This window comes from Pseudomonas sp. WS 5071 (genome assembly GCF_012985765.1).
Taxonomy (GTDB): Bacteria; Pseudomonadota; Gammaproteobacteria; order Pseudomonadales; family Pseudomonadaceae; genus Aquipseudomonas; species Aquipseudomonas lundensis_A.
In genome coordinates, this window is record NZ_JAAQWY010000004.1 from 1 (window position 1) to 23312 (window position 23312).

A 23312-nucleotide genomic window follows, 5' to 3' on the forward strand; every position below is an offset into this window, starting at 1 on the left:
ACGGAGAACCGGTCGAAAAAGCTCTCCGTACATGATTTTTCGGTCACTTTTCGTCCAATGACGCTGTAGGTGCCTGGAAAATTGCAACTTGCCGCGGCTGCACGACAAGTTGATCGGAGCATCCCTAAAGGTTTTTTATGAAAATGGAAGATATTCGGTATTGCACAGTAGTAACACTGCTGGTTTTAGGGTCGGCAGGTTTAAATGCTATGATTGTACTTTGGGTGATTGAGAGGCTTTTCATATTGTCTGATAGCGCTCTCTACGCCACAGCTGCTGTGACTTATACTGTCATGTGCGTAGTAGGATTAATTCATGCTATCCCCCGATTAAGAGGAATTTTCTGATGAGTGCAGCTTTAGTGCTGACCATCAGCACCATCTTTAGGATGGTGCTCTGTTTTTAATGTGTGTATTGATTGTATGTTTATTGCATCAACAAAAGCTTCTAATGTTAGAGCGATTTTCCCTGTTTGCTTGTAAGCTCGCTCATAATCTTCTGGGGTGTTTTTAAATAGCTTAAATGTATTTTCTTTTTGGACTTTTCTCCCAAGCCCCACTCCAGCTAGCGCTAAGTCAAAAGAATAATATGTCATATCTCCATAATAGTCGCTTCTAAATATTTCCCTGTAGAATTCCTTAACTGGTCCTACAGTGTTGTTGGTGCTGTTATAAATATTCATTCCGCCTTCGTATATATTATTAAGTCCGTGCGCAATCATCGGTCCGCTATAAGGGAGGCTAAAACCTCTTGTGATAACAGCAGATTCAATGCCTGTTTTGAATTGCATGAATTCACCGGCAATCCCTGCATTATTTTTGGCATAAAACCACGCTTTATTGGCTAGCTCGTCATATTCTTTGATCAGTTCCTGCATCCCGTCCCAGGCACTAATAACGCCGTCATTAACTTCGCGAATGAGTTCGTTTACGTAGTTCGCAATAATCGAGCTGAACTTCAGCTGCATGATGCTATCAAGGTAAGTAGCGCTCGTCGTGCAGCCCAACGACATCAGGTCAGAGGCTACTTTCGTGACATCATGGATGTCGCACTGTTGGTCGCTCATACATCATTATTCCATGAGCTGTGCGCGCTGGTGCCGGCCCCAACGTGTGTCCACGTAATATCCCGATAGCGAATCGCGACGACTTCTTGCGGCTGACCTTCCGACATATTGATCACATGCGGTACTTGAAAGTTTATGTACGCAATTCGTGCGCCGGATAAACGAACAACAAAGTATTTTTCCTGACTCCCTATTGGTGAAGTGCGATAAAAGTCAATTACGCATTCAACTTCTTCACCATCATGCAAAGCGCCGGAAATCAGCGGAGAGGACTTGTCAATATTTTTAGTTATAACAACAGGCCTGTGTTGCCCACGACCACCTGTAACTGTTCCATCGCTCCCCGCAACCATGTCGTGCGAGTAAGCCAATACCATGATTTCATCAAAGTGGCCGATCTGACATTTATTGCCGATGGAATCTTGACTAGAGCAGCCCGAAGAGATTAGGCCTTGTTTTTTTTCTGTAATAGACATGTATCCATGGTTGGCCATTTAATACCCCCTGTATTTACTAATCATCATATGACAGTCGTGACCAGCTTGCTGTAGGATGATTCCTAAATGTTAAGTTTAGTATCCTTGAAATTATTTAATTCCTATTAACCCCCTCCTGCCGTAATCACAGCTGAGGTTGTTCGCGAACCAGATCGACTCTGGCGCAAAGCCGATTTGCCTTAGGCTCTGTACGAAAAGTAATGCCGCAAACACCGCATGGCACAGGCCAATGAGACCATCGCCGCAAAACTTTTCGGGAGCTTGTCGAAACGCGTAACGATGCGGCGGTTCTCTTTCAACCATCCGATCATGCGCTCGATGATGTTGCGCTGCCGGTATTTGGGGCGACCGCGCAGGCTTGGAATATAAGCCTCATCCAGCAGCGGTTGAGCATAGGCAATATCGCTGGTCTGCCCGCCTGAAAGTAGAAAGCGCAGGGGGACGCCATTGGCATCACACAGCATGTGAATTTGGTTGTCAGGCCACCACGGCTGCGTCCGAGCGCGTGATCTTGCAATTCATCAGGCCCCCTTTTTTTCCGGCGCCTGACGAGGCTCGGGTTGCACGTACTGCATTGGAGTCGATCATCCAGGTGTCAAGTTCGATCAAGCCTTGCTCGTTAAGTTTGATGTGGAGACGTGTGAGTAATTGATCGAAGACACCTCGGTTGCGCCAATCACGAAAGCGCTGAAACACCGTTGACCAAGGGCCGAAGCGCTCGGGCATGTCGCGCCAGGCAGCGCCGCAGCAGAGCACCCAAAGGACGCCGTTGAGCATCAAGCGATCATCTGTTCGTGGGCGCCCGCTACGGCGTGGCTCATAGAAGATATCTGCAACCAAATCCCAGGCTGCGTCGGGTAGTTCGTACCGTTTGGCCATCATGGGCTCCTGCCTTTGATGGTCGCGGACTTTACTGAATCTCAACGCCCGCGGAATTCAAATTGGTTTCAGCTGATTTCGTACAGAGCCTAGATTGTGGCGATGGGTATTTTTCCTGCGTGTACTTAGCTGCATGCAGTTGAGTACGTCGCAAGTCACCTAAACGGCAAATCCACTTCCCCTAAAAGCAGTGATATATCGCATGCCAATGCTATGAGTTGGCTTGGCGTATGCCTCGGCTAGCGTCTTTAGCGCGGCATATAGAGCGAGGCGGAGCACCATTAAGATCAATTAATAAATGTGTCGCTCAGAGCACGTGGCGGTGTTTACCCATAAAAAAAGCGGCTATCTCTCGATAGCCGCTTCTCTTTCAACGAGCCGTGTTACTTAGTCGGCCAGTTTGAACGCCATGATGTAGTCACCTTTTTTGGTGCCCAGGCCGCCGTGACCGCCCGCCATGACGACGACGTATTGCGTGCCGTCTTTGCCGGTGTAGGTCATCGGGGTGGCCTGACCGCCTGCTGGCAGGCGACCTTCCCACAGCTGCTTGCCGTTACGGACGTCGTAGGCACGCAGGTATTGGTCGAGGGTACCGCTCAGGAAGGCTACGCCACCGGCAGTGGTGAAGGTCCCGCCCAGGCTTGGAACGCCCATCGACAATGGAATTGGTACCGGCGAGCTGTCACGCACGGTGCCGTTTTTGTGTTTCCAGATCACGTTGTTGTTGGTCAGGTCGACCGCAGCAACGTAACCCCACGCGGGTGCCTGGCAAGGCAGGCCGACAGGGGACAACAGAGGTTCCAGGATCACACCGTAAGGTGCGCCTTTGTTCGGTTGTACACCGGATGTTTCGCCTTTACGAGGGCCCATTGCCGCCACGTCCGCCTGAGGAACCAGTTTGGAAGTGAAGGCCATGTAGCTCGGGTTCAGGAAAGCAATTTGACGTACTGGGTCAACCGAGATGCCGCCCCAGTCGAATACACCGAAGTTGCCGGGGTAAACGATCGAACCTTGCAGCGATGGCGGGGTGTACATGCCATCGTAACGCAGGGACTTGAAGTTGATCCGGCACAGCATTTGGTCAAACGGTGTTACGCCCCACATGTCGCGCTCGGTCAGTTCCGGCGGAATCATGTTCAGGTCCGAACGTGGCTGGGTCGGTGCGGTGTGGTCGCCTTCAACAGCGCCGCCCGGAGCCGGCAGTTCACGGATCGGTACGATGTCTTCGCCGGTGCGACGGTCAACAACGTAGATGCTGCCTTGTTTGGTGGACGCCAGCAGGGCCGGTTTCACGCCATCGGCAGTTTTCATGTCCATCAGGGTTGGCTGACCGCCCACGTCCATGTCCCACAGGTCATGGTGAGTGAACTGACGATACCAACGAACTTTACCGGTGTTGATGTCCAGCGCAGTCACGCCAGCGCTGTAACGCTCGGAGTCTTCGGTACGGTCGCCGCCGTATTGGTCGGGCATTTGGTTGCCCATCGGCAGGTACAGCATGCCGAGGTTTTCATCGACCGCGAACATCGACCACATGTTTGGCGAGTTGCGGGTGTAGTGCTTACCTTCAGCAATCGGCGTGGTGTCGTCCGGATTGCCGCTGTCCCAGTTCCACACCAGTTTGCCGGTACGTACGTCGTACGCACGGATCACGCCCGATGGCTCGTCAGTCGAGATGTTATCGGTCACGTGGCCGCCAATCACGACCAGATCTTTGGTCACGGCAGGTGGCGAAGTGGAGTAGTAACCACCCGGTGCAAAGCTGCCGATGTTGTGGCGCAGGTCGACAGAACCGTGGTCACCGAACTCTTCACACACTTTACCGGTGTCAGCGTTCAGGGCGATCAGACGGGTATCGGCGGTCGGCAGGAACAGGCGACGCGGGCACGAGTTGCTAGCAGTGGCTGCTTCAACCGCAGGCTCGGCAGCGCTCTGCTCGGTGCTGGCTTTGGCATAGGCCGCCTCGTCGTGATAGCTCACGCCACGGCAAGTCATGTGGGCCCAACCCTTGAAGTTTTCAGCGTTCTGAGTGCTGATCTTCGGATCGAAACGCCAGATTTCCTTACCGGTATCCGGGTCAAGGGCAATCACCTGGCTGTGCGGGGTGCACACATACAGCATGCCGTTGACTTTCAGCGGGGTGTTCTCGGCCGTTGTTTCGCCCGGATCGCCTTCGCCTGGAATGTCACCGGTGCGGAAGGTCCACGCTGGAACCAGCTTGTGGGCGTTTTCCGGGGTGATTTCTTTCAGCGGCGAGTAGCGGTCGCCATGGGCGGTGCGCCCGTAGGACTGCCAGTCACCGTCCGGCATGGCCGGTGCAGTGTTGGTCATGCCTGGAACGGCATCGCGGTCCAGTTCGCCCTTGATTTCGCCAGGGCTGGTGAACTGGCTGGCCAATGCTGCCAGACCGGCCAGCACGACAGCAACGCTCAGCGCGCCGGTCGTGACAGGGGCCGATTGGCCGCCGGTCAGCGGACGACGGAACCAAGGCAGCAGCAATACGATACCGATCGCAAACCACAGGGCCAGACGCGGTACCAACTGCCACCAGTCCAGGCCCACTTCCATCAGTGCCCACACCGTGCTGGCGAACAGCACCACTGCATACAAGCCAAGCGCCGCGCGGCGTCCCGCCATCAGCAATGCGCCCGACAGACCAAAGCCGATACCCGCCAGCAGGTAGTACATCGACCCGCCCAGCGTGACCAGCTTGATACCCCCGACCAGCATGGCCAGGCCCATTAGCAGCAGCAGGATACCGAGCAACGTCGGTAACAGGCGGCTACGACTTGAAGCACCTTCAGTGCTCATAGTGTGGTTCTCCGTTACGTTGATAGTCTCCCCGCGCGGGCCCTGCAGAGCATGGCGCGACGCGGGTATGAATCAGTGAAATAAGTCCTTGTGAGTCAGCTTCAAGCTTCGTGCTCGTCGCGTTAGTCCGTTCTTGGATCAGAACGAGCTTTGAATCTTCAACCCGCCAATCAGCGCGTCGTCCAGATGGCTGACGCCGCCCGGGTGACGGATGTATTGCAGGTTCGGCCGAACGGTCAGCCAGTTGGTCACGTGCACGCCGTAGTAGAGTTCGGCGCTGTATTCAGTGTCCTGAGGGGGCAGGTAATCGGCGTTGTCGAAATCGTAGACAGCGCGAGCCTGATTGGTCGCCTGGGCGTTCTTGCGATACGCCGGGTTGACGTGAACCCGTGCCACGGCAAAGCCGATATCGTCTTTGGCGCGTGAATCGAATACGCCTTTGTAGACGATGCCCGCCTGGACATAGTTGTCGATAGGGTTGGTCTTCTTGTCGTGCACAGTGGCATTGGCGAACACACTCAAGCCCCTCGACTGATCGCTGGCGCGGCTGGTGAGTTGCTGCTGCACACCCAGCCACATGCCGTGTTTGCTCGAACTGCTGCGGTAGGCTTCACCGCTCAGGGCGGCAGGTTGGCCATTGGCATCTTTGTAAACATCGGTTGCCTTGGCACTACTGTAGTAGTAACCGGCACGGTATTCCCCCGGCAGGCCATTGATTTTTGGCGACCACACCAATTCAACCGGCAACACTGCGCCTTGGGTGCCGCTGCCGCTGAGCTTGAAACCATTGCCGCGATCCAGGTTGGACGGGTTCTGTTCGTAAGCGCCAACCTGCGCATACAGCTCGGGCGTCAGGTGATATTTGACGCGCAACGCCCACTGGCTGACAGGCCAGTTGTACCAGATGCTGCCAGCCCAGTTGCCGACTTGCGAACCGCAAAACGCGAGGTTCTGGAAGTCGCACGGGAAGCTGTTGAAGTCTTCGCCCTGACCAAAGCGGCCGACTTTGATGTCGAGCTTCTGGTCAAAGAATTTTTGCTGGTACCACATCTGCGTCAGGCGAGTGGTCTGACCGCGGCCCCAGACTTCCTGAGCCGACGTGAAGCCGCCCACGCGCGGGTCGTTGATGCGGTCGTTGCTGATGTTGTTGCCGCTGCGGTGGGTAATCGTCAGCTGGAACTCAGCATCGTCCCACCCCAAAATCTTTTGCAGGTCCAAGTGCGTGCCCAGGCCGAACTGATCGCTGTAGCGCGCCGTACGGTCGTGGTCATAGCCGCCGTGCAGGTTGGAACCCACTTCGCCCACGTAATCGAGGGAGAAGGCATAGCCTTTTTGCTCAAGCTCGCTGCGGGTGCCGTTCCAGTCGCCGAGCATCCATTTGGAATCGCTGTCGAAGGCGGGGGCCGCCTGAACGCAGGTCGCCAGACCGAGAGCGGTGAGTCCGCCCATCAGGTTCAGGGCTTTTTGCCCGGCAATAGGAAACAACGCACTGTGTTTGCGCAACATCAAAAATTTGGACATAGGTTGAGGTGTGAGTCTTTATAGGTATGGCTGTGGCTGTGGTAGCGCTGTCTGGTGGAGACGGTGCTAGCCCTTCAAGATTTTGAGGCGGAATGAATCGGTTCAGCCTCTAAAAATGGAATGATAAAGTGCTGTAACGTTTTGAAACAGCACTTTAAATGACATGGGTCATTTCGTAATTGGTAACAGTGTGCTGCGACCGATCGTCTCAGGCTGTTTCGCCCAGTATTTACTGGCCTTCGTCGGTCCCCCGTCGCAGCTAGCCCGGCTAGAAAAAAATCTTCGTCGATCTTCCACGCACGGCGGCGAAATGAAGGTTTGAGGCCTTTTTTCGTGCGTGAACGGTGTTTTCCCTTCGCTAGAAAGACTCGAATCGAGGCGTAGCCGCACGTTGAGCAAACCGCACAACTGAGGGTTTAACCTGCAGCCGTGCGTCCGGATTGATGCCTTAAAACGTCGTGCGCAAGCCGACTTCAATACTGCGGCCGGGGGCTGGCGCGATGTCTCGCAGAATCGAACTGGCGTAACGCACGGTCTGGTTGGTCAGGTTCTCGCCTTTGACGAACGCCAGCCATTGGCTGTTGCCCACCTCAAAGTGATAACCGGCGCTGGCGCCCAACGTGGTGTAGCCGTCGGTGCCAGACTCGTTGTCCGGGACGCGCCCCTGATTGCTGGCGTGTTCGACGTCCACCCGCGCCTGCCAGCGGTTCAGCTCCCAGAGGACGCCGCTGCGCAAGCGCAAGGGGGCAATCCGGGGCAGGGCTTGGCCCGTGTCGAGGTTGGTGGCGCGGGTGTAATCGCCAGCCAGTTCCAGAGCGAACTTACCGTAGGCGCTTTCGCCTAGCTTCCAGTGATCTTTCGCTTCAAATCCGGTGAAACGTGCGCGAACCCCGGAATAGGTGTATTCGGGAATGCCATCGGCGTCGGGTACGCCTTCGTTATTGAGCGTGCGACCTGTGCCCAGAAGGCCGATGTAATTGGAGAAGTGGCTGTAGAACACGCCAACGCTGCCGGTGTGGGTGCCAGTGTCAAAACGCAGTGCCAGGTCGCTGGAGACAGCTTTTTCTTTCGACAGGTTCGCGTTCCCCACTTCATAGGTTCCAGTAGCCACGTGCGCCCCGTTGGCGAACAGCTCATAGAACGTCGGGGCGCGCTCGGTGTAGCCCAGCGTAGCTGCAAGCGACCAGACCGGGGTGAGGCTCAACAGCGCACCGGAAGACACGCTGCCGGCGGTGAAGCTTTTTGAGCTGTCCGTTGCCTCGAAGCGCTCATTGCCTTTGGCGTCCGGGTCAACCACGGTGTGCTCCAGTCGCCCGCCCAGGCTGAATGTGAGGCGGTCGGTGGCCTGAAACTCTTCGAGAATAAACAGCGCGCCACTGGTGGTGTCGGTGTGCGGGACAAACGCTTCTTCGCCCAAGGCGGAAAACGCGTTTCGATTGAACTGTGCGCCGACTACCCCATTGAGTGAGCCAAGGGGCATGTGTCTTGCCTCCATACGCGCCTCATACCCCTTGTTTTTAAAGGTGGTGCCGACTTCGCCGTCTTCAATTTCACGGTGCTCATAGTCGGTGTAGCCCGCGTTAAATTTCAGCGAACTGAAGGGGCCTTGCAGGTTGCGCAGTTCTGACGCGAAGGCGTAGTGGTCCTGTTTCATGCGAATGCGCACGTCCTGCTCAGCCGGTGAACCGTAATTGGCGTCGTAGTTGCTGTAGGACAGGCCCGCGTATCCGTCGTTCCAGGTGTAGGAACCGCCGACTGCGCCGCCATCTTGTCGGCCATTGCTATTGCCCAAACGGCCTTTCTTTTCGTCGCCGCTTTCGCTTTGGGGGGCATGACGGCTGCGAGCATCGCCGGGGATTCTCAAGTCATTGAACGCCCGCGCATTGGCGTCCAGATGCAGGGCGAAAGTGCCATTACCGGCTTCGAGTTTGCCGGCGCTGCTGCGGGTCGTGGCGACGCCGCCATAGCGCAGTTCCCCGGCACCCTGAATGCCCTCTATGGCTTGTGTCGGGATGCGATTGTCGAAGGTGTTGACCACGCCACCCATGGCATTGCCGCCGTATAGCAGGGCGGCGGGGCCGCGCACTGTTTCAATCCGTTCGACATTGACCGGGTCCAGTGGCACGGCGTGGTCGTAGGACAGCGACGAAGCGTCCAGCGCGCCCACGCCATTGCGCAGAATGCGAATACGGTCGCCATCCAGGCCGCGAATGATCGGGCGGCTGGCGCCCGGCCCAAAGTAGGACGACGACACGCCGGGTTGTTTGTTCAGGGTTTCTCCCAGGCTGCCTTGCTGTTGCAGGGTCAGGTCGTCACTTTCCATCACGCTGGTGGGTGACGCCAGTTGGCGGCTGCCCAGCGGGTTGCCGGTAATCACTTGGGGTTGCAGTTCCAGTGCGTAGACGGGAGAGGTGATGAAGAGGGCGGCGGCTAACGGGGTAAGGGGTAAACGGCGGAAATGTCGTGGGGAAACGGGGGACGGCATTGCAAGTTCCTTGGCAAAGTGGGCAGGGAAATCGGGCGAGGCGTATGCTCTTTAGGGATATCAATGGTTACAATATAACATCTCTTTAATTGTAACCATGGGGAACTTTCATCCCGGATGCCCACTCAGGGCTAAACTGCGCCAAGGCACGCGCACTTCCCCCTGAGCCAGCGCTCGGCTAAGGTGCGCGGCTTTCCTACATTTGCTTACTTAAGGCTCGGCATGACTGAACCCAACAACGATCCCCTGCACGGCGTGACGCTGGAGCAGATCCTGACCGCGCTGGTGGCGCACTACACGTGGGACGGGCTGGCGCAGCGCATTGATATTCGCTGCTTCAAGAGTGACCCGAGCATCAAGTCGAGCCTGACTTTCCTGCGCAAGACCCCTTGGGCGCGGGAAAAGGTCGAGAAGCTGTATGTGAAATACGCCCGCACCAAGCGCGATATTTGACGCCCTCATGACGTCTCGCCCGGTGAAATTGAGCGCAGCAACGGTCCGCACGCTGTGCACCTGGCTGGCGATCCTCGGCTGGAGCGGCTTGGCGATTCAACTCGATCTGATTCTGCTGGCGCGCTGGACGTCAGGCGCCAGCGTGTTGGGCGGGTTGGTCAATTACTTCGGCTTTTTCACCATCCTCACCAACACCCTGGCTGCTGTGGTGTTGACCTGCGAAGCCACGCGGCGTGAATCAGCTGGCAGGCGGTTCTTCCTGCAACCCAAGGTCAGCAGCGGGATATGCGTGAGCATCATTGTTGTGGGCGGGGCCTATAGCCTGTTGTTGCGCAATCTCTGGCAACCCGAGGGGCTGCAATGGCTGGCCAATGAACTGCTGCACGATGTGATGCCGGTGTTGTACGCGTTGTATTGGTGGTGGTGCGTGCCCAAGGGCGCGCTGCGTATCCGGCACATCGGTCTGTGGGTGCTGTACCCGATCGTGTATTTCGGCTACATCCTGTTACGCGGGCATCTGTTAGGGGTCTACCCGTATCCGTTTGTCGATGTCGACAAGCTGGGTTATGCGCTGACGATCATGAATGCCAGCGGCATATTGGCAGGCTTTATCGCCGTGGCGGTCGTCGTGGTGGGGCTGGATCGCTGGAAGTAAGGGCTGAGCAGCGGGTAATCATGGCCCTCTGGCTGAGCCAGCAATCGGCCAGGTCACTCATTCTTCGGCACCGGTCTCCAGCCGCCAGTAGCCTGCGGCCTTTATCCACGCCTCCTCCAGCCCATGGGTATCGAGCAACACTTTGCGTACCTTGCGCGACAGTGCACTTTCGGTCGCCACCCATGCATACAACTGGCCTTCAGGCATTTTCAATTGCGCGACCGTACTGAGCAATTCTTCCTCGGGCTCATCGCGGTGCACCCAAATCACTTCGACGGTCGCCGCGCTGTTGAGCGGTTGCTCTTCTGCGGCATTTTCGATGTCGATCACCACAGTGGCACGGCGGTTGGCCGGCAGCTCTTCCAAGCGGCGGGCGATGGCGGGAAGGGCCGTTTCGTCCCCAATGAGCAGGTAACTGTCGAACATGTCTGGCACCACCATCGAACCGCGCGGGCCACCGATGTGCAGGGTGTGACCGGGTTGGGCCTGCGCCGCCCAAGTGGACGCAGGGCCATCGCCATGCAGCACGAAATCAATGTCCAGTTCGAGTGCCTTCAGATCAACGCGACGCGGCGTGTAATCACGCATCGGCGGCATGGCCTGGCTTTTCAGGCCTGCGCTCAGTTCAAGGCTTTCCAGTGCGGCTTGTTCTTCGGCGTTTTGCGGGAAGAACAGTTTCACGTGGTCATCGCTGCCCAAACTGATAAACCCGGCCAGCTCAGGCCCGCCTAGGGTGATGCGGCGCATGCGTGGGGTCAGCTCGACGACACGCAGTACGTCCAGTTTTCGGCGTTTAATTTCATGCATGACGCGGTGAATGGTCTGGGCGGTTACGGCATTCATTGAGCATTCTCCTGCGCAGGCCGTGCAGTTACGGTGCCATCGACAATGGCTTTGGCGGTGCTATTGAGCAGGTCGCGCACACGCAGGATTTCTTCCGGATTCCAACGACCGTGGTGCATTTGCAGGGCATGACGCAGGTTGTGAACGGCCTCGTGGATTTCTTGCGGCCGGTCATGGCCACGCAACGAGCGTTTACTCACTTCAATGCGCATCCGCACGCCTTCCAGGGCAATCGCCTGTTCGGTCAACGACTGGCGACCCGCGTCGGTGATGCAATACCGTTTTTTGCCGCCTTCGGTATCGCCCTCAATCATCTCGCTTTCTTCAAGGAACGTAAGGGTCGGATAAATCACGCCGGGGCTTGGGCTGTACGCGCCATCGAACAGGGTTTCGATCTGGCGGATCAGGTCATACCCGTGGCAAGGCTGTTCGGCGATCAGGGCCAGCAACAGCAGTTTCAGGTCGCCCGGTGCAAATACGCGAGGCCCCCGGCCACCGCGTTCACGGCCGGGGCGCTTCTCGAAACCATCCGCGTGCACGCCATGCTCTCGGGGGTGATGGTGTTCTCTCATTTTATCTTCGCTCTTTGTATAAGTTAGATACAACTTAAGATATATCTTAAGACTGTTCAAGATGAAGTGATGAACGGTAATAGTTCTCAAATGGACGGAGGGCTTTTTTCACTCACGGGTGCTTGGCAGGGGCTACAGTTGCGCGGTGGGCGAATTACATAACGTGTGGGTGGCGGGTTGTAGGTAGGGAGTGAGGATGGGCGCCATGCCTTTGAGCACTTGCACTGGCAACGCGGAAGTGAATTTGAAGGCTTCGGCCGAGCGGCCCGGCACAAATGCGGTCAGGGTGCCAAAGTGTTGTTCGCCGATGTAGAACACAAACGTCGCTGTGCGGTTGATCGACTTGGAACTGATAAGCCGCCCGCCAGCCCCCATGCTTTCAATGCGGTTATCGCCAGTGCCGGTTTTGCCGCCCATGGCCAGCACACTGCCGTCGGGTTGTTTAAAGCTGCCCGACACACGGCGTGCCGTACCGGCGTCCACCACCTGCGAAAGGGCCTCGCGCAGCGCGGTGGCCACTTCACTGGGCATTACCCGTTCGCCCTTGTCCGGGTCATTGACCAAGCGGGTTTCATAGGGTGTGCCAGCGGCGAAATGCAACGTATCGATGCGCAACACCGGCAAACGCACGCCATCGTTCAAGATAATCCCCATCAGCTCGGAGAGCGCTGCCGGGCGATCCCCTGAACTGCCCAGCGCGGTCGCCAGCGAAGGCACCAAGTGATCAAACGGGTAACCCACTTTCTGCCAGCGTTGATGGATATCAAGGAACGCTTCGATCTCCAGCATCGTGCGGATCCGGCTGTCCCGCGCGCTCTTGTGTCGGCTTTTGAACAGCCAGCTGTAAACCTCCTGACGCTCGAACTGGCTGGCGGCTACGGCCTGTTGAAACGTGGCTTGCGGGTTGTTCAGCAAATAGCCCATCAGCCACAGGTCCAGCGGGTGCACCTTGGCGATGTAGCCTTGATCCGGCAGGTCATAAGCGCCGGGACCGTAGCTTTGATACAGCGTGGTCAGACGCTCGTCAGGCACCTTGTCAGTGCGTAAATGCGAACGGACGAAACTGTTGAAGGTCGCCTGATCGGCATGAGGAAACAGATAACGGTGCACCGCCGCCATGCGAATCGGCGTCGGGTGCATGCTGTCCAGAAAGGTATCGAGGCGCGCCTGGGTGTCCTTGCCTTTGTATTTTTTCCAGAACTTGAGCATGTAGGTGGTGCCTTCACGGTCTGCGAAGCGTGCCAGGTATTCCTGCCGACGGGGGTTTAGGTCGTCCTTGAGCAGTTCTGCGCTGTTGCTCGGCGCCTGATACGTCGTGTAACGCACCACATCGCGCATCAACCGTACAAACGGCAGGTTGATGGACTCGCGAATGGCGTCGCGCAGGGTCGGGTTGCGGCCGTTGTCCTGATTGCGAAAGTTGTTGAAGTGATGCATGCCGCCGCCAGTGAAAAACCGCTCGCCCGGGTTTGCCGAATAGGTACGGTTGAGCGCTGCATCGAGCATGCTGGCAAGACTCGCGTCAGGGTCGCGGATCAGATAATCCAGCGCCCAGCGACTCAAGCGGTCTTGATCTTCGACCTGAACTTTTTTCAGATTGGCGCTGGACTGGCCGCCGTAACGCGCATGCAATTCGGCAATGATTTGCAGGTAAGTGGTCAGCACCCGCAGTTTGGCGGTCGAGCCCAGCTCCAGTTTGCTGCCTTCATTGATGTCGAATGGTTGATCTGTGTTGTCGGTTTGTACCCGGGCACGGGCGCCATCGGGCGTGAGTTCAAACAAGGTGAAGCTGTAACGCACCTGCGCCGTGCTGCTGGGGGTGAGCAAGCGCTCGCCCAGCAGCCCCAATTGGCCGGCAAAGGCGGGATCGGCCAATTTGCGCAGGTATTCACTGACCTGGCGCTGCAAGTCGTATTGCAAGGTGCTGGTGGCAGACAAGTCGAGGCGGTCAAGGTCGTACAAAGGGCGTTGGAGCAGGGCCGACAAACGACCGCGGGCCACGCTGATGCCTTTGTTGGTTTCGATCGGCTGGATCGTCGGCGCGGCGTTCCAGTCACGGTATGTCACACGGCTGGCCAGCGCGGCGGTCGTCAGCGCGGGATCGATCACCTTGTTTTGGGCCAGCAGGCGGATATGGCTGTCCGTCAGCACCGCCAACTCGTCGCGGCCTTTGGCCAGGTAATGCGAAGGGCGGCGCTGGGCAATCATCAGTGACAGCACTTCGCGTAACGCCAACCCGCGCTGCGCAAGGCTTTGCGGATCGCTGGCGGTGCTTGCCAGGTGCTGATTGACCTGATTGAAGTCGGCGCCGTACCAGACGCGCAAGCCTTCGGCCATGCCGTGAACCTCGCCATGCCCCGGTACAGCCGACAAGGGCACACTGTTGAGGTAGTCGCGCACAATTGTCTCGCGTGCCTGCAGGGTATCGGGGCCGTCTTGGTACGCGCGCACGCTGGCAGAAATCATCTGCCGCAGTTTTTCACTGCCAGATACAGTGAGGCCATCGGGGGAATGCCGGTATTTCTCAAGCTGGGTGGCCAACGTGCTGCCCCCTGCCGACTGACCGGGTAAATGAAGTATTTTTGCCACCTGTGACCACGCAGCCATGGCAAAGCGCGGCCAGTCCACCGCCGGGTTGGCCAGCGGCTTTGCGGGGTCGAGCAAGTCGCGGTTTTCAATGAACAGCAAACTCTGCACCACCACGGGCGGGATGCTGGCGAAGTTGGAATAAAGCTGCTGCGGGTAGTTGTAGTGGTACAGCGGCGCCCCCGAGCAGTCCGTGATAGACAGTCCGGCCTGAATCTTTTCTGAGTAGGGGACGAAAAACCCTTTTTTGCTGTAGCTCAATAGCGCTGGCGAGAAACGAGTTTGCTCTGCAATTACGTAGTCGCGTTTTAACAGGCGCGGCAAAAAGTCGCCCAGCGAGCTGTAGCCCAAACGCTTGTCGAACGGTCCCGCGCCGGGATACAGCATGGAATCGCTGGCGCCTGCGTGTATCGAGTAGTTCAGGGCTGCGGCAAAGCGACTGAATTCCTGCGCTTGTAGCCTGGAAGTACGGACTTCCTTCTCCACGGCAACTCCCAGCACCCCCAGCGCGATCAACAGCAGCAGGCCAAACAACATCCAGCCATAACGCCGCCCGCGCGACCTGGGCGGCGGGGACGGGAGGTCTTCCACTGCCGTTTCAGGCACTGCGAGTTTGCTGGAGTTTGAATGCCACAGTGCGCCCATAGTCGACCGATCCACCTACGCATTTTGGCTGCGCTTGAATCAAGCGTAGACGCTGCCCCAAAGAGGCGAGCACTTTGTGCGCCGTTCTTTACTCTGGTTTTCCGACACGCGCCGCACTTCCGTCTGTCAGATAATTTGCCTGAAAGCATAGGGATAGAGCCTTCAAGTCAGGTAAATACGTCCTAGGTAGGGGCATGACTGTGCACCAACGCTGTGCAATACTCGCCGCCGATCTCAGTAGGGCATTTCCCTTTTGACCTGTCGACCCACGAGGTCCGGGCCGATCAAGAGGGGAGCCGGGTCACACGCCCGGCTTGGTAGAGCGCCCGATTGATGCCACATCCAATAACAATATGAGGTTGTACTTTTATGCCAGTCGGCAACCACCAGCCCCACAGCGACACCGCTCAGGGCGGTCCGCTCAAGCGTGAACTGGGCGAACGTCATATTCGCTTGATGGCGCTTGGCGCCTGTATCGGCGTAGGCCTTTTCCTGGGCTCGGCCAAGGCAATTGAAATGGCAGGGCCTGCCATCATGCTGTCCTACATCATCGGTGGCTTGGCCATTCTGGTGATCATGCGTGCGCTCGGCGAAATGGCCGTGCACAACCCGGTAGCCGGTTCGTTCAGCCGCTACGCACAAGATTATCTGGGCCCGCTGGCGGGCTTTTTGACCGGCTGGAACTACTGGTTCCTGTGGCTGGTGACCTGCGTCGCGGAAATCACTGCAGTGGCGGTGTACATGGGGATCTGGTTCCCGGATGTCCCGCGTTGGATCTGGGCGCTTGCCGCGCTGATCAGCATGGGCTCGATCAACCTGATCGCGGTCAAGGCGTTTGGTGAGTTCGAGTTCTGGTTTGCCCTGATCAAGATTGTGACCATCATTGCGATGGTGCTTGGCGGCATCGGGATCATCGCCTTCGGTTTTGGCAACGATGGCGTCGCGCTGGGTATTTCTAACCTGTGGACCCACGGCGGCTTCATGCCCAATGGTGTGCAGGGCGTGCTGATGTCCCTGCAGATGGTGATGTTTGCGTACCTGGGCGTTGAGATGATCGGCCTGACCGCCGGTGAAGCCAAGAACCCGCAAAAAACCATCCCGAGCGCGATTGGTTCGGTGTTCTGGCGTATTTTGCTGTTCTACGTCGGCGCGTTGTTCGTGATCCTGTCGATCTACCCGTGGAACGAAATCGGCACTCAGGGCAGCCCGTTTGTGATGACTTTTGAGCGTCTGGGCATCAAAACTGCCGCCGGGATCATCAACTTCGTGGTCATCACGGCGGCGTTGTCGTCTTGCAACGGTGGCATTTTCAGCACCGGTCGCATGCTCTACAGCCTGGCGCAAAATGGTCAGGCACCGGCCAACTTCGGTACAACCTCCAAAAACGGCGTGCCGCGTCAGGCGTTGCTGCTGTCGATTGCGATGTTGCTGCTGGGCGTGGTCCTTAACTACCTGGCCCCGGAAAAAGTCTTTGTGTGGGTAACCGCCATTGCCACCTTCGGTGCGATCTGGACCTGGTTGATGATCCTGCTGGCACAATTGCGCTTTCGCAAAAACCTGAGCCCGGAAGAAGCCGCTGGCCTGAAATACCGCATGTGGCTGTACCCGTACAGCTCCTACGCTGCACTGGCGTTCTTGTTGTTGGTGGTCGGGCTGATGGCGTACTTCGAAGAAACCCGCGTGGCGCTGTTTGTTGGCCCTGCTTTCTTGATCCTGCTGACCGTGCTGTTTTACGTGTTCAAGTTGCAGCCGACTCAAGTGAGCGAGTCGAACCAGGGTGCGCAGCTTAAAAAAAGCTGATCGCTAACCCCGTAGTACAACGTGCCGCAGCGAGTGACCTCGCTGCGGCACTGTCATGTTGCAGGGGCATTCAACCGTTTGTTCCAGTCCAGCCACGCTGCCAGTAGCACCATCACCCCCACGCCCATCACGGCGCTGATCAGTTTGATCGCCAGCGTGTCACCGCCCAGTGCATTGAGCATGTCAGCCAGCGGCGCCAGCACTACCCCCAGACAAAACACTTCCAGCGAATAGCGCCCCATTCGACAGGTTTGGCGTGCCACCCAGAGGTTGAGCCAATGGCTGTGGGGGACCAGTTTTGCCGCCACATACGCCAGTGCCAGAAAGTGCACTAAACGCACCGGGGACAGGTTGGTCTTGCTGATCGGATAGAGGTACTCGCCCAGCCACAGCGGGATGATGGCATCGTGTAGCTGAGGCCATTTCCAGGACAACGCCAGCAGCCCGGTCAACAACAGGTACAGCGCAGCGCCCATGAACAGCGGTTGACGTGTCAGGGGACGACTATCAGGCACCTTGTCGCGTTGCGCCCACAGGGACGCCGCGCCCCCCAGTACAAACAGAAACTGCCAGGCCAGCGGGTTGAAAAACCACACGCCGCCCTCTTGTGCCGCCAGGTTCCAGTAAGGGGCCGTGAGGTACACCAGAAACGAAATACCCACCACCAGGGCGCACCTGCGCAGTAGCAGTGGCAACACCAGCGGTAAACCCAGTAACAGCAGAATGTAAAGGGGCAACGGGTCCATCAGGTTGGGTTTGAAGCGCAATAACAGTTCATCGGTGAGCGCCTGTTGCGGGTTGCTCAAGAAGTACTGCAAGCCCATTTCTTGCACCAGATCGCGGGTTTCGACGTGGCTGTTGGCGAAGAACACAATGCCCATCAGCACCGCCAGCAAAAAAATGTGAACCACGTACAGCACCCAGGCGCGGCGCAGGATTTTGATCCCGGCCCGAACAAAGCCATCACGTTGTGCAATCTTGCCGTAAGCCAGTACGGCGGCGTACCCCGCCAGAAAGACAAAAATTTCCGCAGCATCGCTGAAGCCGAAGTTGCGCACGGTTAATTCGGCCAGCGGATTGTGCGGAATGTGATCCCAGAAAATAAAAATCAGCGCCAGCCCGCGGAAGAAATCGATGCGGTGGTCGCGTCCGGTCGTCATCACGGCAGTTCTCAGACAAAGGTTATAAAAAGACCTGCCTATACGGCAGAGGTTGCGCGCCGCACAACGGCGGCGCGCAGGGTGAAGGGAAACCACGGTAAATGCAAAGCTTTGACAGGACGTATTGTGGCCAATCATTACGCGTATGGGCGGCACACAGGGCTTGGCATCCGGTCATTCTTCGAGGATCGTCTCCAGCGGTTTTTTATCCAGGATGCCTTGGGTGATGACTTCCAGGGTTTTGGCTTTGTTGTTGGCCAGCGCGGTGAGTTCCCTGCTGTAAAGATCTTCAAACGCCGTGGTTTGCGTGAATACCTTGCTTTCATCGATTACCAGCGTTTGTGACAGCGCGTTGAGCTCGCTTTCCAGGCTCGACACCTCGGCTTGATCCCCGGCTTCCACGGCGGCGACCCACAGCGTATGAGTTTCACGCAGGGTTTCAAGGTCCAGATAGCGCTGATCGAACAATGCATTGGTGGTTTTGATGTTGCCCTTGTAGGCCGATTCGATATGGTTTCGCCACGGCTCCTGCGCCAGAAGCTGTTTGGCCATGAAGCCTAGGGTGGCTTCTTTATTGAGGATGATGTGATACGCCTCCTCGATTTGAACCGGCGTGATTTTTGCGCTGATCCTGAATTTCATGTGGGCAGGCTGCCATAGCAACTCAAGCCGTTTTGCCAAGTCCACTTGATAAATCAGTTTCACCTGCAGGGGATCGGGTTTGAGCCGGCTAACGTCCGACATGGGCATTACGCCTTCGCGCAACGCGGTGTCATAGGCCTCTTGTTGCAAGGCAATCTGGGTTTCAGCGATGTCATTGAGTTCAATCAGGCGAACTTCACTTTTCATCAATTTGAGTAATTTAAGTTCCCTTTCAGCCCCTTCAGCCAGCAATGCTTCGCGCAGCAGCACTCGGTAGCCAAAACGGCTGAAAATAGTTGCAACACGGTCGACACAGGTTTCGTTTTCGATCGCATGTGCAAACACCGTTGCGCGGTACTCACTGTCTTCTGCTGCGGTTTCGAGGACGCGCCACACGCGATCGGTCAACAGTGCCCGGTCATGTTCGAAGTCCGCACTGGCGACCAGGTCTCGAATGACTTTGAAGAAGTTTTCGGCGTGTGGCTCTGCACTCAAGGCTTCCCACAGGTCACGTTTCAAGCTGAGTTCGGCGGCGGGCAACTCCTGGCTCAACCATAGACCACCAGGGTGCGGTGCGTCAGGCACATGGGTACGTGACTCCAAAGCAAGCCCGAGCCGTGTTCTGAGCTCATTGACGGCCTCCAGGGTTCGCAATTCCAGTGGATTGTCATGCAAAGAGGTGGAACTCAGCCTGCTTGCCGGCAGTTGGAAGTACGCATCAGGTACGGTAACGAGCCGGTTGGCGCGCAGGTCGAGATGGGTCAAGTGCGGCAGGTTGTCTACGCCGGCAGGCCACTGGGTCAGTCGATTTTGACTCAAGTTCAGGCTGCGCAGCTCGGTCATCTGGCTGAAGTCAGGCGCGAGGTTGAGTTTGTTGTGGCTGAGGTCCAGCACCCTGAGGTTTTTGAGACTGGCCAGTTTGCTGGCGCTCGCTTGGGTGAGTGTCAGCTTGTTCATATGCAATTTGAGTTCAGTCAGTTCCTGCAAGTTAAACACTGTCGAGGGCAGTTCTCGCAGGTTGGCCGATTCCATGGAAAGTGTTCGCAATTTGGGAAACCGCTTCAAAAACGTCTCAAAGTGCGAGCCCAAAAACAGGTGGTTCGCTTCCAGCGAGGTGACATGGCTGAAATCGGCATCAAGGGTTGGCAGTCTGCCGAGCTGAACACTGCTGATATTGAGACGGGACCCCGGAATCGGGACATCTGGCTCGGGGATTCGCTGCCAGCATTTGATTAAACGTTGCGCAAAAATATTTTTGTCCCGCAGATGCACCGGACGGATGTGGTGTTCGCTGAACTGCACAAACTCCAAGGGTTCCCTTTGCCATTCTTCAAGGCTCATTTTCAGCCCCTTGAACTCCTTGTTCAGGGCTTCAAGTCGGCTCAACCCTTCGCGGCTGAACAGGCTATCAACACCGATAAAGCCTTGAACCTCTTCCGTGCTGTGCGCCGGGTACAACTTGGACTTCAGGTGCCTGATCCTTCGAGGATGGGTGGAGATACAGGCAAACGGGGCGCGCGCACAACGCAGGCCCTCTGTGTCACGGCGCGGATACCCGGCGCGCCCCTTTGCCAGGCGAAGCGGGGAGTGCGCGTGCGGCTGTTCCGGGGGCATCCCCAAGAGGCGTCTGAGTGTGGCGCGTGACAGGGGCGGGCGTTGTTTGAGGGCTTGTTTGAGCATTTGGCCCTGATTGGTCGCTGGAAAACCCAGTGCGGCTCTTTGCGCGTCCGGCAAGGCGTGCAGAACGGATGCGTAGACATCATCCAGCGGATGCAGCATTTGATCCTGGCCGTTGTAGGTCTCGTAACGGTTGCCTTGTTTGACCAGTACTTTGCGAACCGTGGCATCGGGGGCGCCAATTTCATCGATCAGGGGGCCGGACAGCACGCTGTCATGCACCTCCAGCCTGACGTCTTGCGGCCAGCCCGGCATGTCCGCCAGGCTGTGCAGGATCAGTTTCTGTGAGTCCAGCGAGAGGGCATCATGGAAGTAGTACCCTTCGTACGCGCGCATCAAGCGATTTTCCTGTTCAAAAATCGTCGATTCTTCTTTTAACCGTAAGGGGATACGCCCTTGCGTCAGTTGCTCAATTTCAGAGGTCGTGGCAGCACCGATCATTTCGCTGGCGGCCGATACCGGGAGACCGGGCGATGCATGAGTCAGGGTTTTTATCAGGGGATCATCGCTCGCCTGAGATTGGTCGTATTGCGCGCGCAGCAGATCTTCTTGCAGCACCTCGGCGTGATCGGCCACCTTGGCACTCAACAGCCTGACCTGCTCGTCGATGTCCGAGACAAACGTACCGGTAAGAGGATCGGTTCCAATCCACTGACGTATTTGCGCGGTGTCCAGGGACATCAGCACCGTCTTGAACAACTCCCCGCGGCGCACCTGGCTGTCGAGCACTTGAACAACCGATACATGGCCTGCCTTGACCGGCCCGTACTCGATAAGGGTTTTCCCCGCACTGTCGACGCAGCGCAGGATCTTGGTTGATGGCCACAGGTCAGCATGCGCCAGCACCTGGATTTGCATCAAAGGATCGGCTGTCACATCGCCGGCACGCATTTTTGTCACGAACGCTTTGAGCTTTGCGCGTGCGTTGTATCGTTGCACACAGTCACCTAGCAGAGCCGGGGGAGGTTGCTGATCGACGAACGCCTGCCGCAGGACTGACTCATCGGTGCCGGAAGCGTTTAAAAAATTCAGTGCCTGTCCATCACTCAAGTCTTGAAGTGAGGCGTCCAGGCGACGAACAAAGGTCGACGTCTCCCAAGCCTCGATTTCCTCAAATTCGTGGGTCCATGCCCCTTGACCGTTTGATGTGATCAGCGGGGCGTAGGCATTGGGACGGGTGGGGTGTAGCACGCGGTAGGCATGATGGGCTTCGTGATGCACTCGGTAGTGCTTGCCTTCGAGTTGCAAGTACTGTTTGCCCTGATGCCTATAAAGCCCGCGTTCATCCGCTTTGTCAGCGGCCTCCGGGGGCACATCGTGTTCAAAGGGGGCGAGGTCCGGCTTCCACAACTGCCTCTTGCCCTCTGGCCGTTCAAGGATCTCCAGCTCTTCCACAAGCGGCGATTTCTCAATGGCCGGGGGGGCCGTGAATTCTTTGGCCAGCTTTCCGGCAGCGGCGATGAATGCCACATTGATCAGCACACTGCGGGTATAGGACCAGGCCAGCGCCTGATCGCCCTGTTCCCAAGCCTCAATGCCGTGATAGATGTCCGTCATGATTTGCGCGGCAAACACGACGGTCATGATTTCCCCAAGCCCGGGAATAAACAGGGCAGCCACGTTCAATACATTCAGGCTGACGTCGAAGTAATGCTCGATGCGCTTGATGAGCGAGAGGCGATTAATTTCCGCGGTGGGTACAGCCAGAAAACGTGCGTCATTGATGATCTGGAATTTCTTTTGTTCAAACAGGTAGCGAAACAGATTGTCCTGTATCGGGTTAGGCGTCATTTCCAGCGGGTCATTGTTCTTATCGACAAAACGTGCGTTCAACCGTTTAGTCAGTTGCAATTTTTGGCGTTGAGGGACGAGGTGAATAAAGAATTGGCGATAGGTGGGATCTTGCATCTTGCGCATCCAGTCTGAAGATGCCAGACGGATGGAGTCGTACTCTTTAATACAACTGACCGGGTCCCCTGGAATATAAAGAATGCACCGCCGGTCACGTTCAAGCGCAGAGCCGTGGGACAAAATCATTGACGGAAAAAGAATATCGTCCATGTGCAAGGCGTTGCACGTCAGCGGAAATCCGTTAAATAAAAGGTTTTCTTCGCCCCGGCAATACGCTAACAACAGCGTGTGCGTGCTGGCGCTGATATCGCCTTTCATCAATGCAATTTGCGATTGCAGCATCAACGTGTGGCGTTCGTGACGTTCAAAGGTGTACAGCAGTTGATGCTTTGCCGCCGTATCGACGGGGCTGAAAATTCCGTTTAAATGCGTTTGGTATTGCCCTCCGATATCCAGGTCCCGACACAGGCGGGCAAAATCCACGGGTTCGATCTCAATCAACCTGGGCGCCGGTTGATCATAGCCCCCGGATTGATGACTCCACAGGTGAGAGCCTCTGGGCATGCCGGCGGGCTGGGCCTGACTGTCATCAAAATTATGCAAAGCCGCTTGCAGTAAGGTTTGCGTCGCGGTGCTTTCAACTTCCTGGGTGAAAAAGTTAAGGCTGGTTTGGGTGATGATGTTGTGTTCGACATCGCACGCAATACCGAACCGGGCGTGCAAGGCGGCGGTTAATAACGGTGCGGCGAATTCGTTAACCGAGCGGATGTCGTTCAAGTAATTATTGACCGCTGCCAGCGACAGATTATTAAGGGCGTGAATTTCTTTGAGGGCATCACGCTGAGCATCGGTGGCGTCGGTAAACCAGAGTGGAAGTTCCAGTTGATGATGAGGCAGGCGGGAAATAATTTGATGCGGCGCTTGGCGTATTGGCTCATGCACGGCCTCTTTAATGAGGTCGTGATGGATGCCGAGAATCGGTAAGTCGGGAGCAAGTTCGGAGGCGGGTGAAGGCAAGTAAGAGGGCATGCGTTAACGTCCAGTCGGGGGGGGAGACGTCAAGTTTAGAAAGTTTGCGGGGGGCTAAAAAGGTTAAATAGTTGATGGGGAAAGTTACGCTTCGACGCTATTTTTGCGCTGAAGGTATAGTTATTTAATACCCGGTTTTA

13 protein-coding genes and 1 pseudogene are annotated in these 23312 nt (G+C 56.7%); 3 read left to right on the forward strand and 11 right to left on the reverse strand.

What is annotated here, in order from left to right; all coding sequences use genetic code 11:
* Nucleotides 1-358 precede the first annotated feature (358 nt).
* From HBN61_RS03150 to HBN61_RS03175, 6 genes and pseudogenes are all read right to left on the reverse strand, one after another.
* The gene (locus HBN61_RS03150; RefSeq protein WP_170046158.1) at nt 359-1066 is read right to left on the reverse strand and encodes a DUF4225 domain-containing protein; all 708 of its coding nucleotides are present in this window, start codon (nt 1064-1066) and stop codon (nt 359-361) included.
* Nucleotides 1063-1560 carry an Hcp family type VI secretion system effector gene (locus tag HBN61_RS03155; protein WP_170046159.1) on the reverse strand — a complete coding sequence of 166 codons (498 nt, stop codon included), beginning with the start codon at nt 1558-1560 and terminating at the stop codon, nt 1063-1065. Before HBN61_RS03155 ends, HBN61_RS03150 begins: the two co-directional genes overlap by 4 nt.
* Before the next feature lie 182 nt (nt 1561-1742).
* Nucleotides 1743-2442 (reverse strand): annotated as a pseudogene (locus tag HBN61_RS03160) (IS5 family transposase).
* 387 nt (nt 2443-2829) lie between these two features.
* Complete coding sequence (locus HBN61_RS03165; RefSeq protein ID WP_170046160.1) at nt 2830-5253, reverse strand: glucose/quinate/shikimate family membrane-bound PQQ-dependent dehydrogenase; 2424 nt, start codon at nt 5251-5253, stop codon at nt 2830-2832.
* Between the two features lie 138 nt (nt 5254-5391).
* Nucleotides 5392-6774, reverse strand: a complete 1383-nt coding sequence (locus tag HBN61_RS03170) for a carbohydrate porin (RefSeq protein ID WP_170046161.1) — start codon at nt 6772-6774, stop codon at nt 5392-5394.
* Nucleotides 6775-7222: 448 nt separating this feature from the next.
* Entirely contained in the window at nt 7223-9259 is a 2037-nt protein-coding gene (locus HBN61_RS03175) for a TonB-dependent receptor (protein WP_170046162.1), read from the reverse strand.
* A 222-nt stretch (nt 9260-9481) separates the two neighbouring features.
* Here HBN61_RS03175 and HBN61_RS03180 point away from each other — a divergent pair, with 222 nt between their 5' ends.
* Nucleotides 9482-9712, forward strand: a complete 231-nt coding sequence (locus HBN61_RS03180) for a VF530 family protein (protein WP_094993760.1) — start codon at nt 9482-9484, stop codon at nt 9710-9712.
* A gap of 7 nt (nt 9713-9719) precedes the next feature.
* Nucleotides 9720-10367 (forward strand): Pr6Pr family membrane protein, encoded by a 648-nt coding sequence (locus HBN61_RS03185; protein WP_170046163.1) that lies wholly within the window; start codon nt 9720-9722, stop codon nt 10365-10367.
* A 57-nt stretch (nt 10368-10424) separates the two neighbouring features.
* On the opposite strand, the gene HBN61_RS03190 is transcribed toward HBN61_RS03185, so the two are convergent.
* The 3 genes from HBN61_RS03190 to HBN61_RS03200 all read right to left on the reverse strand — a co-directional run bounded on the left by HBN61_RS03190 (nt 10425) and on the right by HBN61_RS03200 (nt 15013).
* Nucleotides 10425-11210, reverse strand: a complete 786-nt coding sequence (locus HBN61_RS03190) for a siderophore-interacting protein (protein WP_170046164.1) — start codon at nt 11208-11210, stop codon at nt 10425-10427.
* Entirely contained in the window at nt 11207-11782 is a 576-nt protein-coding gene (locus HBN61_RS03195; RefSeq protein WP_094993763.1) for a PadR family transcriptional regulator, read from the reverse strand. The genes HBN61_RS03190 and HBN61_RS03195 overlap by 4 nt, the downstream gene beginning before the upstream one ends.
* 132 nt (nt 11783-11914) lie before the next feature.
* A complete protein-coding gene (locus HBN61_RS03200) occupies nt 11915-15013 on the reverse strand; it encodes a transglycosylase domain-containing protein (protein WP_170046165.1) in 3099 nt (1032 codons plus the stop codon).
* Between the two features lie 369 nt (nt 15014-15382).
* On the opposite strand from HBN61_RS03200, the gene HBN61_RS03205 reads away from it, so the two are divergent.
* Nucleotides 15383-16813 carry an amino acid permease gene (locus HBN61_RS03205; RefSeq protein ID WP_094993765.1) on the forward strand — a complete coding sequence of 477 codons (1431 nt, stop codon included), beginning with the start codon at nt 15383-15385 and terminating at the stop codon, nt 16811-16813.
* A gap of 53 nt (nt 16814-16866) precedes the next feature.
* On the opposite strand, the gene HBN61_RS03210 is transcribed toward HBN61_RS03205, so the two are convergent.
* The gene (locus HBN61_RS03210) at nt 16867-17973 is read right to left on the reverse strand and encodes an OpgC domain-containing protein (protein WP_169963190.1); all 1107 of its coding nucleotides are present in this window, start codon (nt 17971-17973) and stop codon (nt 16867-16869) included.
* A 174-nt stretch (nt 17974-18147) separates the two neighbouring features.
* Nucleotides 18148-23172: a dermonecrotic toxin domain-containing protein gene (locus tag HBN61_RS03215; protein ID WP_170046166.1), complete on the reverse strand. Its 5025-nt coding sequence runs from the start codon at nt 23170-23172 to the stop codon at nt 18148-18150.
* Nucleotides 23173-23312 lie beyond the last annotated feature (140 nt).

Bases quoted from the DNA above. Each gene is read 5' to 3' on its own strand.
- HBN61_RS03150 (WP_170046158.1), bottom strand. From the start codon at position 1,066: ATGAGCGACCAACAGTGCGACATCCATGATGTCACGAAAGTAGCCTCT.
- HBN61_RS03155 (WP_170046159.1), bottom strand. From the start codon at position 1,560: ATGGCCAACCATGGATACATGTCTATTACAGAAAAAAAACAAGGCCTA.
- HBN61_RS03165 (WP_170046160.1), bottom strand. From the start codon at position 5,253: ATGAGCACTGAAGGTGCTTCAAGTCGTAGCCGCCTGTTACCGACGTTG.
- HBN61_RS03170 (WP_170046161.1), bottom strand. From the start codon at position 6,774: ATGTCCAAATTTTTGATGTTGCGCAAACACAGTGCGTTGTTTCCTATT.
- HBN61_RS03175 (WP_170046162.1), bottom strand. From the start codon at position 9,259: ATGCCGTCCCCCGTTTCCCCACGACATTTCCGCCGTTTACCCCTTACC.
- HBN61_RS03180 (WP_094993760.1), top strand. From the start codon at position 9,482: ATGACTGAACCCAACAACGATCCCCTGCACGGCGTGACGCTGGAGCAG.
- HBN61_RS03185 (WP_170046163.1), top strand. From the start codon at position 9,720: ATGACGTCTCGCCCGGTGAAATTGAGCGCAGCAACGGTCCGCACGCTG.
- HBN61_RS03190 (WP_170046164.1), bottom strand. From the start codon at position 11,210: ATGAATGCCGTAACCGCCCAGACCATTCACCGCGTCATGCATGAAATT.
- HBN61_RS03195 (WP_094993763.1), bottom strand. From the start codon at position 11,782: ATGAGAGAACACCATCACCCCCGAGAGCATGGCGTGCACGCGGATGGT.
- HBN61_RS03200 (WP_170046165.1), bottom strand. From the start codon at position 15,013: ATGGGCGCACTGTGGCATTCAAACTCCAGCAAACTCGCAGTGCCTGAA.
- HBN61_RS03205 (WP_094993765.1), top strand. From the start codon at position 15,383: ATGCCAGTCGGCAACCACCAGCCCCACAGCGACACCGCTCAGGGCGGT.
- HBN61_RS03210 (WP_169963190.1), bottom strand. From the start codon at position 17,973: ATGACGACCGGACGCGACCACCGCATCGATTTCTTCCGCGGGCTGGCG.
- HBN61_RS03215 (WP_170046166.1), bottom strand. From the start codon at position 23,172: ATGCCCTCTTACTTGCCTTCACCCGCCTCCGAACTTGCTCCCGACTTA.